Source organism: Pseudoalteromonas sp. Z9A5 (assembly GCF_011378875.1).
GTDB lineage: Bacteria > Pseudomonadota > Gammaproteobacteria > Enterobacterales > Alteromonadaceae > Pseudoalteromonas.
Genome location: NZ_WTLC01000003.1, coordinates 1 through 16374, shown reverse-complemented (window position 1 = coordinate 16374; position 16374 = coordinate 1). Strand labels below are relative to the sequence as shown.

Here is a 16374-nt window from a genome sequence, read left to right as displayed (position 1 = left end):
AAATAAGGACTTAGTTTTCCTTCTATTTTAAGAGGTTTACGTGGTAAAGCTATCGAACACAGAGATCAGAAAGCTAGACGATGCGGCCAGAGCAGGGTGGTTGTATTATGTTGGCGGTAAGACACAAGATGAAATAGCTAAAAAGCTAAACATATCGCGTCAATCTGCACAAAGAATGGTCGCATTATCAGTTAGCCAAGGTCTAATTAAAGTTAGGTTAGATCACCCAATTGCCAAATGTATGGATTTAGCTGAAAAGTTAAAAAGTCGTTTTGGATTAGATTCTTGCGAAGTTGTACCTAGCGATCCATCTGAGCCGGCATCTACATTAGGTTTAGCCCAAGCTGGCGCTGCAGAAATAGAAAGGCATTTAAAATCAGAACAACCCAAAGTACTTGCTATGGGCACCGGTCGAGTTTTACGTGCGTGCGTTGATGAGTTAATAACAGTTGATTGTCCGCAACATAAAATTGTAGCGATGCTTGGTAACATGGCACTTGATGGATCGGCTTCACCATACGATGTTGTTGTAAGAATGGCCGAGCACACTAATGCAAAACATTACCCAATGCCATTACCAGTATTACCAAGAAGTGTTGAAGAAAAAAACCAATTACATGCGCAACAAAATATTACCGGTAATTTGAAACTTGCTAAAGATGCAGATGTAACATTTGTTGGCATTGGTAGCTTAGGCGAAAAGTCGCCGTTACATATAGATGGCTTTGTTGATGCTCAAGAACTTAAGGAGTTACAAGATCTTGGTGCTGTTGGTGAAATGATTAGTTGGGTATTTGATAAAAACGGTAACTTATTAGATTGTAACGTTAATCAACGAGTTGCTAGTACGCCATTAAAAACAAATGCAAATAAGCAGATATATGCAATTGCTGCTGGTGAAGAAAAAGTATTGGCAATTTTAGGTGCTGTTAGATCAAATATGATTAGTGGTTTAATTACTAATGAGTACACAGCAGAACGTTTACTAAGTATTGATTAATAAACTAATCAGATTGATAAATTACGTTATAGTAATAAAATCACTTAATGTCCGATACCGTCTAGTATTGGACATAGTAAGGGCGCAATAAAGCGCTCTTTCTTTATATACAGTTACTTCCTATAATTTATATTATGTTAAATAGCATAAATAATTACACAACCAAGTTACTCACCTTCATTAGTTAACGTAGATACGCGTCATTTAGGCTATTTAATGAGCAATATCCTACTTAACCTAAAATTTATTGTTCGCTGTTTTATACTATATTACTGTTTTAATATTTAAATACCGTTTAAATATACCGTTTAAATATACCGCTTAGTTATTAATATGACCAAACGGTATAAATAATAATTAGCTAGTAATCATTACCCTAGCGAACTTAAGCTACTGAATTAATTATATTTTAATTACAGTATCAAACGCTAGAATGTTTTATCACTCATGAACTCACTAATAAGCTCAGCTACTTTTTCAGGTTGCTCATCAACAACCCAATGAGCTGCTTTGTCTAACCAGATCAGTGATGAATTTGGAATTGCTTCTTCTAACATTGGAGCATACTTTGGCTTTTGAAACTGATCTTCTTTACCCCATATTATGAGTGTTTCATGAGGTAAGCTTTTAAGGTCGCCGGTAATAGCTTCGGTATATTCCTTATTAAGTCTGCGCATATTATTAAATAATGCAGCTTTTCCTTTCTCGTTACTCCATGGTGTTAAATACATTTTCATTAATTCTTCTGTCATTACGTTTGAGTCAAATACGCCTTTAGGCATGAAATCTCTTAACGTATCAACAAACTCTTTCACACTCGTTTTTTCTTCTACACCTGGTTCTAGTAAAGGTTCAAATTCTGGTATAGGCCATGAATCAAAACATACACTGTCAATTAAAATTAGTCCGTTTACTTTTTCAGGGTAATTTACAGCCATTAATTGGGCAACACCACCACCAATATCGTGTGCTGCAATGTTAGCTTTTGAAATACCAAGTGCATCTAAAAACTTACACATTATTCTACATTGAGCATTTATAGATACATCAGTATTGTCTGGCATATCTGATTCGCCAAAATTTAGTAAATCAGGAGCAATTACACGATGTTTTGATGAAAGCTTTGGTGTTATATTTCGCCATAATAATTTGTTTGTAGGTATACCATGTATCAATAATAAAGGCGTGCCTTCACCCGAATCTTGGTAAGCAATCTGATGATCTTCAACTGTTACGTACTGTGTTTTGTTCATACTAATGCCTCGTTAATTTCAAATAGAATTAATGATATAAAACGGAATGTTATTTAGTACAGCAAAAATCATCCCAACACTAATACAAAGTATGCTTTCTAGTTATCAGAATACTTAAACCTTTTAAGCCTTGCTATATAAGGGTTCTAAGGAAAAATAAAATATAAGTAAATCATTTTAGTTTGAAAAAAATAGACAGTTCCATCAATTAGCTATAACAAAGTGTGAAAAAAGATCTTTATCTTTGAAATAATTACAAAATAACAGCTAATTATTATTTCAATTTTTCGCTTTAAAAGTTTATGGAATAATTTAAATATGGGTTGGATATTATATTAGTTATTTTTTAATAATAACGACTAAGCTGGATTTGGAGGTTGGTATGGTCATTTAAAATATTTAGAGCTAACTATAAGTCAAAAATAAAACACTAAGCTCTAGCTTAGTGTTTTATAGTTTTAATATATTATATTTAAGGGTTACAACCACCCTACTTTACGGTGCTAATCACTCTAATAAATATTTTATATTTTCAATTAAAACATTTTTATTTGCAGGCTTTAAAATAAATCCATCAAAACCTAGTTGTTTATATTCAACATCATTTTTCGCACTTTCATTCAATGTATGTGCAACAATTTTTATCGCTGTGTTTTCTGTATGAGTTTTTATTTTTTTCATTGCTTCAATTCCACAAAGCTCTGGCATAACTATATCCATTAAAATAATGTTGTAGTCATTTTGAGAGACCATAATAAGCGCTTCTATGCCACTGGATGCATAGTCAATTGTGAACTTTTCTTCTTCTAGCATCGCTTTTATTACAACTTCAACAAGTGGATCGTCATCAACTAAAAGTATGTGGTTAGATTTTTTTTGTTTCAACTTTATTGATACTACGTTTAAAGAGCTGATTTCAATTGATTTTGATTTTGCTATGTCTATAACGTTTTTTTCTGATGACATGCATACAGGATTAACTAGCACAGGCGAATTTTTAATTATACTTTTTGATTGCTTGATAGCTGAGATAGTAATTACTCCAGATGTTTAGATAAAATTAGTTGAGGTGTTTTATTAAATAAAAATTAATGCCATTTCATTTAATAAAAGCTACCTAACTAAAGTATTAGTTATTTACTTCTTATAGTACAAGAGCAATTATAAGACCAATTATTTATCATTAAATATCAATACGATATCAATTTCATTCTGTTTTCATTTATTTAATTCGCAAAATGCAAAGCAAAAAGCGAATTATTTTAAGAATAGTATTGAATTGTTCACTATTTTAGCCACATTTTTATTGTAAAAAGCGCCCTATTTTCTCTATTAATACAGCCTGTTTAACTGGTTTTAATAGTGTATCGTCGAACCCAAGTTTTACATATTTAGAATCTGTATCTAAATTTGATGTATGCGCTATTATTTTTGTTCCTGAATCTACATGTTTTTTTATCTTTAACATTGCATCTGTTCCGGATAACTCTGGCATAACAATATCCATTAAAATTATGTCGTAGTTATTCTGGGAAACAAACAACATCGCCTCAATTGCGTTACATGCATAATCTATAATTATATTTTCATTTTTAAGCATGGCTTTAATAACAATTTCAACTAACGGTTCGTCATCAACTAACAGTAACGTTTTTGCTGTTTCAACATTTTGCTTTACGGGAATTTCATCACTAACAATAGGACTAAGCGCTTCTAACAGCGGTTGTTTAGTTACACTAATCAATAAGCAAAGTGATATTGTTGTCGTTTTATTACGTTCATTAATATCTAATTTTTGCCCACCTAACATTTTAAATACCGATATAAAAAACTTAATCTCTAATGAGCTATCAATGTCATCATTACTATTTAATGTGTCGTTAGTCACAACTTCTCTTAACTGTTCGTAAAAATCATTACTGTTTGCTAAGTTATCTATTGAAAAATGTATATTTAAAAAGTCTTTTTTATCTTGCTTGGTAACTTCCGTATTTATAGTAAGTTTTGATTTATAAGAGTTTCCTATAAACTCTGATGAAAGCTGAAGAATCAATTGTGATATTAATTTTTCATCACTAATTATAGAAATATCATCATTAATATTGTTATTAATTAATACATTTTTATTTATTACCTCTTTATTTAAAATTGTTGATATATTATTTAGTATTTTATTTAAATTAATCGGTTTTACTTTTAGTTTTAATTTCCCTTTTTTTGATTTATTAATATTAATAAGTTGTTGTATAACACACTCTAATTGTTCACTTACTATTGATATATTACTTATATACTTAGATAAATCAGCTGAACTCATAGGCTTTTTTGAAACCTCTATTATTGATTTCAGAGATGTAAGTGGAGCCTTTAATTGCTGGCTTAATCTAGTTACAAATTTTTCTTTTAACTGATTAGATTCTTTCGACTTTTTAAGTACATCAGCAAGTAAAGTCTCTTTTTGATGTGCTTCTGTATCATCACGAAAATAGCATACGAAGCCCCCAAAATTAGTATGTCTTTGAAGTACAGTAATCCATTTCCCATCAGTAAATCCAATGTCTATTAGTTGGTTATGTTCATTATCTAATTTATTATGCTCATGATAATGGTTAATAATATTATGTTGTTGAGCGATACTTATTAACTGTGTATAAGATAATTGATTGTTCTGCTTGTGTATTTTTGAAAACAATTGGTTAAATGCATCATTTGTAATAACAGGTTGTTCATTACTATTAAAAATGGCAAAACCATGAGGTAATGCATTAATAGAACTTGAAAACAACTTTTCTCGATTAAGTATTAATTGGTTCTTTTGTTTAAGCTCATCATGTAAACGCCTTGGTAATCGTAAAAAATAATATACTGAAATAAATACTAAAAATGTAATAAATCCAAGTCTAAATAAACTATATTTTGTAGTAATTGGGGGTGTGATTTTTTTAATTGGTTGAACATGTAATCGCCATGTTGGCGGAAAACGATTACTCAATGCGCTTATACTATGGGTAATAACACGAGGGCTAACCTCACCTTGTTTACCTAAAGTAAACTGTGGTGTAGAAATATAAATATCGTAATTTTGTGTATTTAATTTACCGATTATAGATTTTAAAAACTTACTTAAATCAAATGCAGTTATAGTATAAATTGATCTATCATTTATTTTTATTTCTGACACTAAAAACGCTGTATCTGCAACAGTAAAAACTTCAACTGTGTTTTTATTTGATCTATTATTGAATTTACTTAACCAATTTTTAAATCCATAAGCAGCTAGATTGAAGTTGTTTTTTGACCAAAAGGCAAGTTGGTTATACTCAGAGTCAAAAACAACGTACCCTTTATATGTTAGATTCCCAACTGCTTGTGATTGCACTAAGTTATTAAGTTGCTCTTTTGTGTAGCTGCTCTGACTTTGTAAAAAACCAGCAACTATTAAATCTTTTTGAGATATGTATAACCCTTGGTTATCAAAGCGCTCTAACGCATTGAATAAGGTCTCTCGTAATTGCTGGGTTTGTTGATTATATTCATTTTGTAATTCTTTTTTCTCAAGGCTATAAAGCAGTACAGCTGTAAACGCACATAAAACTAATGCAATTAAAAACGACACAGGTGCCAAACTAAAAATATGAATATAATTTTTACGTTTGCTACTGTTTTGCTTTGACGATTGAGTCTCTTGGCTTGGCTTGGCACTTTTATTAATCTGTGTTTGCAGTAACTGAGCAAAGGAAATAAATTGGTCTTTTTGAGAACCAGCTAAGCTTTTTGGCGCTAAACTGGCGATTATTAATAAACCCATTAAAGTATTATTATTGCTATATATTGGGAACTGAGCATAAAAACGGATTCTATTATTGTCATTATTAAATACACCATCAAAAAATGTATCTTCGTATAAATAAAGTTTTTCTTCAGTACAACGCTGTTGATATTGGGTTAGTTCGTTCTCAATAACAATTGAGTCGTCACAAGTAATAATTTTTTCAGACAACTGGTTACTAAAATCAGTAAACTTAACAATAGGCACGTCGTAAAATTGCTTTAGTAATGTGAGTGTTTCTTTTATATCTTTAGCGGTTTCTTTAGCTTGCTCATCAGGAAAGTAAGCTTGGTTTTCAACTATATTTGAGGCGTTCATTGACGTGCTCCTTCCCCGGTAGGTGGGGTATGTATCCAAGTAGTGCTGTTTTGACCGCGATGAGTTGGCAATAAAACGCTAAATGGAGGTGTTAAGTTATTCAATGCCGGTTCGTTAGTGGCTATATTAATTACTTGCTGTGCAGAAACTAAATTTAGTGTTGTTGTGCAGTACGTAACACCTGGTTCTATACCTATCAAACTTAATGTTTCTGTAATAACTATATTATTTGCTAAGTCGATTCCTGCTAATTCAAATGTTGTTTTTAAAATAGTAAAAACCAGTGTTTCTACTATATTTTCATCCTCTTCTAGATTTGTACCTTCGGGGCAGCAAATAGTGCCAAGATCTATATCAACATTAGTACCAACTCCCACAAGTGATAATGCATTAAGCGCTGTATTTAGTAATGGCTCTACACTTGGTAAATATAAATCAAGTATGTCGCTTTGTGGTTCATACCCTGTCTGGCAACTATCACATGATTGGGAAAGTGACTCATCACTTGTGCCCAATAATGGATTTCCTAATGCGGTAGCGCCAACGAAACAACTACTATCGGCAAGCTGTTTGTCTATAGCAAAACTTTCACATGGTGATCCGGTAACTACTTTTTGCGACATATAGCGCGATACAATTTCATCTCCACTTGCTGGGCATGCTTGCGCTGTGCTTTTTAATAGCTGTCCTATTACTGAGTTACCCAACTGCCCTATTGCGTAATTAGGTCCCTGTTGTAGAGCATTTATATAACTTACATTACCGGTATTATTTAGCTTACTAACGCCTTGACTGTCTGTTGCTTCGTCACTTAATCCTTTTAAACATGGATTACCTTGGCAATTTGGGGCATCGTAATATACGGCTTCACGAGAGGTAAAACGGTCGTCCCGTATTCCAATTAATGCGCGGTATGTGTTATTTGCTTCACGGTCAGTATAAAAAACGAGTGGTGCTTGGTGTTCATCAAAACCGATAGCAATACCTAGCCTTTTATTGTTTGCATCGACTACGGTAATCTGATTATCTACTTTAACTTGGTGGCGTTTAATAAGTGCATCTCTAACTAAAATAACACCGCCGATAGAGCCGATGATTAATATTGTAATTATTAGAATAAGCTCAATTGTGAGAATGAAACCTTGTTGATAATATTTTTTCATTACACGCTCCTATAAAACTTCTACAAGCATTTTAAGTACATTCATCACTTGCAATGCTGCGGGAAAAAACACTAAAACCAAAAACATCGGAAAACAAATTAATATGATTGGAAAGGTTGTGTGCATGGCTTTTTTATTTACTTTTTTAGCTAATAAAATATTCTTTTTTAACGCTAAGCTTTCTAACTGAGCTTCTACAGCTTGAATTAGAGGAGTGCCTAATTTAGATCCAATTAACATTAAGTTAGCTAGTTTTTTTATACCAATTACACCCGTTCTTTCATAAAGAGAAGTAAATGCAAACTCTCGATCTTTACCTGCACTTAGTTCGAATAAAAATAACTTTAGCTCTTTATATAATGGGTGTTTTTGACTTAGCCCATGATCAACCGCCAGAGCAAATGAACGTTCTAACGAAAACCCAGCACGCATATAAACCAGTAACACGCGTAAAAAAAACTCTAAGCTATTATTTATGATGGTTTTACGTTGATTTTTGCGTACAAAAAACCAAAACTCAGGTGCGAAAAAACTAATAAAACAAAGTAATAATGTTAATGTTCGGCTTACGTCATAGCCTGATAACTCTATAGCTGTAAAAGCACAAAAAGTGGCTGCAACTTTAAAACAATATAGGCTTAGAACAATTTTGTTAATCTGAATACCAGCCTGTCTTAATTGGCGTTTTGATATAACTATTAATGGGTACCAATTAATATTTTTTGTACCAGGTTGCTCAAGCTCAACTTTTAAAGATTGTCTTTGAATATGTATAAACGAACCCATACTTACTAAAAGTCCAACAAGTAAAAATATATCAATCATAGTGTTACCCTTAAACTAAGTCTTAACCATAAAAAACCAAATAGCTGACAAATTAAAGCAACGGTTATAAATGCAATACCGTTAGGGTCATTTAATAAAGGATCGAACCAAGTTGGATCTGTGTAACTAAATAAAGGGATAAGTGCGTATGGTAGTACACCGCTAAACACGGCGGCATACTTAGTACCAGACAGTTTTGCTTCAAGCTGTTGTCGTTCTAGAGTTCTTAAAGCCATCATTTTACATACACTTTTTAGCATATCTGTTAAGTCGCATTGGCTTTGGGTATGCGTAATTACACTATGTGCAAATAATCTAACTGTTTCACAGTTATATCTCTCTATTAACGGTGTAAATGATGTCTCGGCATCACTGCCCATACTCATACGTTGTAATAATAAAGTACTCTGTTTTTTTATATAGCGGTCTGCATGTTCATCTGCAAATTTCATTGATTGCTGCAAAGATAACCCGGTGCTTAAACACGACTGTATAGTTTCTATATATTCTAAAAACTGATATTCAAATTTTGCTAATTTATAATGTGCAATATCTATTACCGTAATAAAACATGTAATAAAAACAACTATCGAAACTATAAATGCACTTGTTGATGCTTGAGGATAATAAAGCTTGGCAATGAACCATGAGCTACTCGATAAAGAAAATGCCATGCTAATAAACCAGGCATTACTTATGTTTAATCCTAGAACTCTTAATGAAAGCGTTAGTACGTCTTTTTCTTCTAAAATATCGATTTTTTTTATGTTTAAACTAGCATTTTTTTTTACGTATAAAGTAATAAATACGCTCGCAGCAAGTGTAAAAGTGATTACGGTGGCAATTGCTAATAAATAATCAAGTTTAGTCATTGTTAGCCTCCGTTTTTGTTAGCAACAATGCTTTTAACTTTTCTGAGTTTGCACCTTGGGTTTTCATGAACTCAATAACAGTAGAGTTATCAATCAATTGTGCATCGACTGGTTCTGAATTATTAATACTATACAAAGGACTAAAAAGTGCACCGCCATTAACTCGCTTAATTTCACCAATACTTTTTAGTGTGCGCTTTCCATCGGTAGAACGAGAAACATGAACAATGAGCTGTATAGTTGATGCTATAAGTGAACTTGTATGGGTATCACTAAGTTGTGCATTATGTAGCTGGACCAATGTCGATAAACGGGTAACTGCATCAACAGCGCTGTTAGCATGTATGGTAGTCATAGAGCCTTGATGACCACAATTCATTGCTTGTAGCATATCGATTACTTCACCTGAGCGTACTTCACCTACTAGTATTCTATCTGCGCGCATTCTTAGTGCGGCCTTAACCAGATCTCTTAGATTTACAGCTCCTTTACCATCGCTGTTAGTATCGTGTGCTTCTAGTTGTACAACATGATTATGATGTAAATTAAGCTCTGCACTTTCTTCAATTGTCACAACTCGTTCGTTTGAATTAATTGAATTTGCGAGTACGTTTAGCAATGATGTTTTACCCGCTCCAGCGTTACCACATACTAAAATATTAACGCCTGTTTTAACGGCGCTTTGTAAAAATGATAAAATATTTTTACTTAGAAAATTATTAGTTATCAAAAAATCTTCATTTATTTTTTTATGATTAAATTTTCTAATAGATACTATTGCAGCACTCGTACAGGCAGGTGGAACAACTATATGTACGCGACTGCCGTCTTTTAGTTTTCCGTCAACAATAGGCATGAGTGCATTTACTTGGCGTCCACAACCATCAAGTAAACGGTCAACAAAGCGACGTAAATGGCGCTCATCATCAAATTTACTTGCTGTACACAACAATTTACCTTGTTTATCAATCCAGATACTTTGCGTGTCATTTATTAGAATATCGCTAACCTGGTCATCAAGCATAAATTGCGCAATAGGTCCTAAGCCTTGAATTTCGTCATACACGGCTTGTACAACTTGATCTTGCTGATGTTGATTGAATGAAAGCTGTTCAAATTGGGGGATTTCGGTACATAAAACCGAGATTTTTTCAATGACATTGTCTGATAAAAGAGCGGAGGGATCATGCTCATATTCTTCAATTACGGCATCGTGCAGTAGCTTTTTAAGCTCTTCGAAGGTGCTTATATTTGTTTGAACTTCTTCACGCTTGCTTGATAAGTTAAACATAATGACTCACTTAGCTACATAAACAGCTTCGTTTTTAACGCCCTTAACCACCTCAATTGTACGGCTGGTTTGTAAGCGAGAGAAATTTTGCAAACGACCTTGTTCAATGTCATAAGCGCTATGTACTATTATTGATACTTTGTCATCAGAGTTTATACCAGCTAACGAATACACATCTTTTGGTAAAACAGCCAAAACAAGTGATACGCTACCGTTAGATGATGACTCTTTTGATAGGTTATCCATAACTCCACCCTTACCAGCTTTTGATTTAGCGCCTTTCGATACACCAATTAGCTGTACATTATGAGCAACCGTTTTAACTAAACGATTTGTTTTAGCGACTATGTCTAAACGGTCCCCTTTGTGAACACGAGATAGCGGAATATCTAAACTGTTTAACTTTAAAGTGTATAAAACGCGACCTGCTGGTATTGCTTCTGATAAATTCTGGCTTTTAGCACGTATAAAATCGGTGTTAAATAGCGGTTGTTCTAACATTTTATTAGTTGCTAATTTTTGACCAATCATTGCCCGAGGATTTTGTATACTCAGTGACATATTTGGATAGCTACTTGGGTCAATACTTTTTTGCGCAACATCATGCACAGTTATTGTTTGTCCAACCGACATGTTTTTATTAACGACCCAAGCTGTTATGTTGTTTTCATCATTTACTTGTCTAATACCCAAAGCAGAAGCTAGCATGCCAGAAGTGATGAGTAATGTGAGAGCCGCTGTAGTTGCGCCTTTGTTACTTTTACTTTTCATGGTGTTCCTCCTGACAAACTTTCACTGCCACACGTTTGTGGCAGTGAGCCTTAAGCCTGATATTCAATATTAGTTACCTTGTGAGCCGCCTGCTGCTGTACGAGTTGCTGCATCACCACTTGGAGTTGCACTAATAAGCGCAGCATTTTCACTAAAGTCAGATGTAACAAAGGTGAATGAGCTTTCATCGCCAGCATACACATCAACAGAGTCTACAAAACCTGAACCAGATACTTCAGCTGTACCTTCGGCATTAATCATTCCGTCAAATACGTAGCTTTGGTCAAGTGAACCAATTGCTTCAGCTACATCTTCAAGTTCACTTGTTACTGAGTCACGTAATGTTGATAAACCAATTACAAGCGCAGCTACCATAGAAGTAGAAAGAATGATTAGCTCTGAAGTAAGTACAAAACCTTTTTGCTTTTTGCTGTTTAAGTTATGTTTGGTTGTTTTCATCATCTTCACCTTTAATATTAGAAGAGCTTATGCTCACTTTATATAATGCGAAGACTGTGCCAAACAATAATTCCTCATAAATACAATAACTTAAATTAACTTGGTCTGATTGCATTTAAATACAGGTTATTTTGATTTGCAAAATGCAAATCAAAATTTCAACTCTAAACTCTAAACAAAGAATGTTAATTATGCGTATTTACGTTGTTGAAAATACTAGAGTAATGATTAAGTATAATTTAATTCAAGATTACCCATTTTAAGATTAAATTTATGACAGAATATTTGTATTTAGTTTTTTATATAACATAACGATGCATACACTCCTTTGCATTAACATAGTCAGTGGTATGCTTTGAATATAGTACATAGAAGCTTTCCTCGATATTTATAGTGGTATAAGGGCGTGTTCAACTTTAAATGTTAGTATTTGTTCTAGCGATCTCACTGACCTCCTCTGCGTTATCCTACGTTCTTACATCAATGGGTATAAATAGATAAAACAATGGTTCAAATACAACGCATGCTTGGTATTCATACGAACTATTTCCTATTTATATTAATAACCACACTTCATGAGGGCTGAATGATTTGAAAACTAAATATAAAACCACAAATTTTATGTAAATTGAATCTCGCTTAATTATCGCAAATCTACCTTATGGGCTTTCAAATTAGGTGAAGCTACGAACGCTATTAAATAAATTCGAGAATAAAAGAGAGCAGTTACTATTGAGGTACTTTCTTGTTGTCGCAGTTTTAAACAAAGAATGAAGAAATAAGGGGAGATCATAATTTAAGGGTAATAAAGCATGGGGTTATTTATTAAAATATCATAATTTTAGTAAATCTACCTTGCATGATTAATACTTTGAAAAGTTAACTATAGAAAATACAAATTAAAGTTACGTTAAGGCGAATAAATGATTGTTTAAAATTTGAGTAAAAAAAGGCCTTTCGGCCTTAAGAATAACAATTTCCTAAAATAGAAAGCTTTCCTCGCCTAGCAAGCGCTTTTTTATGCTCTGGCTCAACAGATAACACTTGCTCATAATAGTTACATGCAAGTAAGTTATTAGCATTTCCTTCTTCTATTAATCCTTTATGGTAAAAATAAATCGTATTTTTTAATCCAAACTTAGCGGCAAGCTCTAAATAATTAGAAGCAATAACATAACTACCTTGAGCATAATGAATTGACGCCATTTGTAAGTAAGGTGATGACTGAGTTCCAAATACATCAATTCCATATTGAGCAATACTTTTAGCTTTTGCTAAATTCCCTTGCTCAATCGCCAAGCTTATACCAAGTGTAATTGCATTTAATGGAGGATTAGGTTTATTAAGTAATGTATTTATAACTTGTTGCGCTTGGTTTGCTCTACCACTTTTATAAAATGAATAAGCTGCAATCGACAATATAGCCGTGTTACCTGGATGCTCTAGCATTAACTGATTTAGTTCATGCACTAATGTTAGACAGTTACTTGCGTTTATACCTTCGCACTTTAATTGCTGTGTATTTAACTGATATTTATTAACTAAATCACCCAAAGCACTATATGGATTAACACTTGGCTTATAGTCAATGTGAGCACAACCAGATAAAGTAAGTAGTAAAATAACGTAAAATATTTTCATAGTCCTTGCTCCTGTATGAAACTAAGTAATTGAGAGTCTAAATCAGCAGGTTCCCATGAACGTAATGTATTTACTGGTTCTCGCACCAAATTAGGGGTCACTACAATAATAAGTTCACGGTTATTTTCACTTTTACTCGTTGTTTCGCTTAATTTCCCTAACATGCTTTCGCCGCTACCATTAGGTACAAAATCATGGCTTGAGTTGCTATCAGCGCTTATTAGCCCTGCAATAATTAAAGGTTGACCATCTCTTAACCGAGTAGATGTTTGCATGCTGCGCGTATTAAAAGCGCTGCTATTTAAACTACTTCCTGTGCTTTGTGCTATTTCTGCTGTTAAGGTGGTATCGGGCATTGAAATTACAGGATTTAAATCAAGTGTTATTCGGTCCTTATCATCAACCATTGCACGTACGTTTAATTCAACACCAAAAGATTTAAACTCAGTACCACTAAATACAGACCCACTATTACCTTGCTGTCCGCTAGCGATACCAGATGGACTATATGTGGTTGGAACGGGTACTTCCCCTCCTACTTTAAACACCGCACTCTCACCTGCAAGTACAGTAATAGTGGGTCTAGAAAGCACTCTTGAAATACCTTCTTGTTCTAATAAAGAAAACAGCATATCAATAGCAAATTGAGAAGTGGAAAGTTGTAAATTATTAGTTAGTTGCCCACCAATTAATTGCAATGCATTTTCAATCGTTGACGAACCCGACTCACGATTAGTCATTCCATCTAGACCAAATAACCCTTCTTGCTGTTGATAGCCATTAGAAAGCACGCTAATATCCGGACGCCATTGCTTTAATCTACGTTGGTTAACTTCGTATAATTGAACTGACACTCGGATTTGCGGTAAATCTTCTACTTCAATGCTCGACAATACTTTACCGCCAGCAACTGAGAGTAATGTTGCACGTGCAATATTTGAGTTCACATTACTTAAAGTAACACCTGAGCCGCCGCCATTTAATAAACCACCAGATTCATTTGCTAGTACTTCAATATCTGAATTTTCATTTTGAGTTGAACCGCCCATCATACTACTTTGATCAAGCGAAGAGCCTGGCATTTGGGTTGATAATTCTGGTTCAAATAATTTATTAATCACATTTAATAAACGCACGAGTTCTATTTGGTTTTTAACAGTACCTGATAAGAAAAACACGTCACTGTCGTCATTTGATAATTCATCAACAGAAATACGTTTAATTTTAACCTTATCTGCACCCATTGATTTAATAACTTCGCTTATACGTTCTTCTTTTGGTTTAGGTGCTTGTGTTACTTTTATTAAGTTTATAATCGCTACTTTACCTGAGCTTTGTGAAGCCCCTGCGTTTGAATTATTCAAACCTTGTAAACGCTGTGCAAGCGAGTTAAACACTCCCTGATTAGGATTAGACGTGATGACGGGTTGTGACGCTTGTGAGCTACTTGCATATAAGTAGTTTTTTGCAGCTTCATAAGCAGCATGACGATAATTAATTGTTGGCACTTCACCACGTAGTACAACCGCATGGCGATCTGGAGCAATCGTTAACTGCACATCGGGGTGAATATCATTGAGAGCATTTTCAAGCACGCTGTAGTCTTCGGTTACACCAAGTAAAAATGTTTCAGAGCTTTTATCGTCGTACCATACCATCATTGATGTACGACCCAACTTTTTGGCTAAAATTAACAACTCACGTCCATTAACCACATTTACATCAAGCGTGGCCTCATGACCAAGTGCTATTCGCGAAATATCTCGATTAAACACAAAGCGAGTGTGCGTCCATTTAACTAAGTGCGACACTTTTTGTACCCGCTCACCATTTGCGTTTTCTATATAATCTAAGTTACTTTCACTGCCTATAGCAGTAAATGATAGTAGCAGTAGTATAAAAGTTAATTTTAACATAAGCTTTTCCCTCAATTTGCTTAAAGGAATAGGTGCAATTATTAACCCAAACTTTTTAGCTTTATTTTTTAATGAGTTATGCTTTATTTAAATGACGATTTTGATTTTGATTAGCAAAATGCAAATCAATACTTTGTGAATAAAAGGGAGTTAAACGGTGTCGTTTTAGGGGGTTGAAATGAAGTTTTACTTAAAACATGCACAGAGTGTAATTTATTAACCACTCTGCGCGATTAAAACTTAATGAAGAGCCGCTGTAAATGGAATGCTTTTACAAATTTTCGCTTCAGCTATTAATAGCTCTTCTAGACGTACATCTACATCTGCTTTGTCAAAGTACTCGTAGGCAAGCTCTACAAAAAGGTTTTTATGTTTTTCTTCTGACTCAGCAATCGCGATATAAAACTCTTTTTCTTTACCTTTGGGAAGTGCTTGAGCAACTAACGAAAAACGCTCGTGCCCCCGAGCTTCAATTACACCGCCAACAAGTAAGCGATCCATTAAAAACTCTTCGCGACCATTTCTAAATAATCCACGAATTTGTTTAATGTATGAATCTTTTTTATCGTCACCTAAATTTACGTCACGCTCAATTAAAATTTTAAGTACTTCTTTAAAATGAATCATTTCTTCGAGAGCTAGGTCGGTCATTGCTATAACCAATTTTCGCTTATCTGGGTAGTGAGAAAGCATAGACATCGCCATGCCCGATGCTTTTTTTTCTGCAGCAGCGTGGTCTTGTAAAAAAGTATCAAAGTCAGCAAGCACTACTTCGGTCCATTCAAATGGGGTGTGGTATTTTAATTCAAACATGATCTGTACAACTTAAATAATAATATGGAGATTTTAACGTATTTAATTTAAAAAATCTCGCAATACCAATTAGCTTATATATTAACTCTATTTAACAATATGATAATTGCTAAACCCGTTATGCTAGTTAGGGTCTGTTGATCTTTCAAGGTTAAATTTGCAGCAGTCTGTTTGGTATTTAGGCAAGGCAGAGCCTATACAGTGTGGTTATTCCCCATAAATA

At 33.8% G+C, this 16374-nt stretch carries 13 protein-coding genes; 1 reads left to right on the top strand and 12 read right to left on the bottom strand.

Annotation, left to right across the window (positions count from 1 at the left end; translation table 11 throughout):
• Positions 1-40: 40 nt before the first annotated feature.
• Complete coding sequence (locus tag GQR56_RS02600; RefSeq protein WP_024612543.1) at positions 41-1000, top strand: sugar-binding transcriptional regulator; 960 nt, start codon at positions 41-43, stop codon at positions 998-1000.
• Between the two features lie 428 nt (positions 1001-1428).
• On the opposite strand, the gene GQR56_RS02595 is transcribed toward GQR56_RS02600, so the two are convergent.
• The 12 genes from GQR56_RS02595 to GQR56_RS02540 form a co-directional block, all read right to left on the bottom strand.
• A complete protein-coding gene (locus GQR56_RS02595; RefSeq protein WP_166109050.1) occupies positions 1429-2253 on the bottom strand; it encodes an alpha/beta hydrolase in 825 nt (274 codons plus the stop codon).
• A gap of 507 nt (positions 2254-2760) precedes the next feature.
• Positions 2761-3219 (bottom strand): response regulator, encoded by a 459-nt coding sequence (locus tag GQR56_RS02590; RefSeq protein WP_166109049.1) that lies wholly within the window; start codon positions 3217-3219, stop codon positions 2761-2763.
• 337 nt (positions 3220-3556) lie between these two features.
• Positions 3557-6400, bottom strand: coding sequence for a response regulator (locus GQR56_RS21425; protein ID WP_231613111.1), 2844 nt, complete (start codon positions 6398-6400; stop codon positions 3557-3559).
• Complete coding sequence (locus GQR56_RS02580; protein WP_166109048.1) at positions 6397-7563, bottom strand: hypothetical protein; 1167 nt, start codon at positions 7561-7563, stop codon at positions 6397-6399. Before GQR56_RS02580 ends, GQR56_RS21425 begins: the two co-directional genes overlap by 4 nt.
• 9 nt (positions 7564-7572) lie before the next feature.
• Positions 7573-8388 (bottom strand): type II secretion system F family protein, encoded by an 816-nt coding sequence (locus GQR56_RS02575; protein WP_024612538.1) that lies wholly within the window; start codon positions 8386-8388, stop codon positions 7573-7575.
• Positions 8385-9260 (bottom strand): type II secretion system F family protein, encoded by an 876-nt coding sequence (locus GQR56_RS02570; RefSeq protein ID WP_024612537.1) that lies wholly within the window; start codon positions 9258-9260, stop codon positions 8385-8387. The genes GQR56_RS02575 and GQR56_RS02570 overlap by 4 nt, the downstream gene beginning before the upstream one ends.
• Positions 9253-10551, bottom strand: a complete 1299-nt coding sequence (locus tag GQR56_RS02565) for an ATPase, T2SS/T4P/T4SS family (protein WP_166109047.1) — start codon at positions 10549-10551, stop codon at positions 9253-9255. Before GQR56_RS02565 ends, GQR56_RS02570 begins: the two co-directional genes overlap by 8 nt.
• A gap of 6 nt (positions 10552-10557) precedes the next feature.
• Positions 10558-11322 carry a hypothetical protein gene (locus GQR56_RS02560; protein ID WP_166109046.1) on the bottom strand — a complete coding sequence of 255 codons (765 nt, stop codon included), beginning with the start codon at positions 11320-11322 and terminating at the stop codon, positions 10558-10560.
• A 69-nt stretch (positions 11323-11391) separates the two neighbouring features.
• Positions 11392-11781 carry a hypothetical protein gene (locus GQR56_RS02555; protein WP_024612534.1) on the bottom strand — a complete coding sequence of 130 codons (390 nt, stop codon included), beginning with the start codon at positions 11779-11781 and terminating at the stop codon, positions 11392-11394.
• Positions 11782-12744: 963 nt separating this feature from the next.
• A complete protein-coding gene (locus tag GQR56_RS02550; protein ID WP_024612533.1) occupies positions 12745-13422 on the bottom strand; it encodes a hypothetical protein in 678 nt (225 codons plus the stop codon).
• Positions 13419-15338: a pilus assembly protein N-terminal domain-containing protein gene (locus tag GQR56_RS02545; protein ID WP_166109045.1), complete on the bottom strand. Its 1920-nt coding sequence runs from the start codon at positions 15336-15338 to the stop codon at positions 13419-13421. The genes GQR56_RS02550 and GQR56_RS02545 overlap by 4 nt, the downstream gene beginning before the upstream one ends.
• Positions 15339-15578: 240 nt before the next feature.
• Positions 15579-16151 carry a tRNA-(ms[2]io[6]A)-hydroxylase gene (locus GQR56_RS02540; RefSeq protein ID WP_024612531.1) on the bottom strand — a complete coding sequence of 191 codons (573 nt, stop codon included), beginning with the start codon at positions 16149-16151 and terminating at the stop codon, positions 15579-15581.
• Between the last annotated feature and the right edge of the window lie 223 nt (positions 16152-16374).

Excerpts from the sequence above, each read along its gene's own strand:
- GQR56_RS02590 (WP_166109049.1), bottom strand. The coding sequence starts at position 3,219 with ATGTCATCAGAAAAAAACGTTATAGACATAGCAAAATCAAAATCAATT.
- GQR56_RS02560 (WP_166109046.1), bottom strand. The coding sequence starts at position 11,322 with ATGAAAAGTAAAAGTAACAAAGGCGCAACTACAGCGGCTCTCACATTA.
- GQR56_RS02550 (WP_024612533.1), bottom strand. The coding sequence starts at position 13,422 with ATGAAAATATTTTACGTTATTTTACTACTTACTTTATCTGGTTGTGCT.
- GQR56_RS02595 (WP_166109050.1), bottom strand. The coding sequence starts at position 2,253 with ATGAACAAAACACAGTACGTAACAGTTGAAGATCATCAGATTGCTTAC.
- GQR56_RS02575 (WP_024612538.1), bottom strand. The coding sequence starts at position 8,388 with ATGATTGATATATTTTTACTTGTTGGACTTTTAGTAAGTATGGGTTCG.
- GQR56_RS02540 (WP_024612531.1), bottom strand. The coding sequence starts at position 16,151 with ATGTTTGAATTAAAATACCACACCCCATTTGAATGGACCGAAGTAGTG.
- GQR56_RS02565 (WP_166109047.1), bottom strand. The coding sequence starts at position 10,551 with ATGTTTAACTTATCAAGCAAGCGTGAAGAAGTTCAAACAAATATAAGC.
- GQR56_RS02545 (WP_166109045.1), bottom strand. The coding sequence starts at position 15,338 with ATGTTAAAATTAACTTTTATACTACTGCTACTATCATTTACTGCTATA.
- GQR56_RS02580 (WP_166109048.1), bottom strand. The coding sequence starts at position 7,563 with ATGAAAAAATATTATCAACAAGGTTTCATTCTCACAATTGAGCTTATT.
- GQR56_RS02570 (WP_024612537.1), bottom strand. The coding sequence starts at position 9,260 with ATGACTAAACTTGATTATTTATTAGCAATTGCCACCGTAATCACTTTT.
- GQR56_RS02555 (WP_024612534.1), bottom strand. The coding sequence starts at position 11,781 with ATGAAAACAACCAAACATAACTTAAACAGCAAAAAGCAAAAAGGTTTT.
- GQR56_RS21425 (WP_231613111.1), bottom strand. The coding sequence starts at position 6,400 with ATGAACGCCTCAAATATAGTTGAAAACCAAGCTTACTTTCCTGATGAG.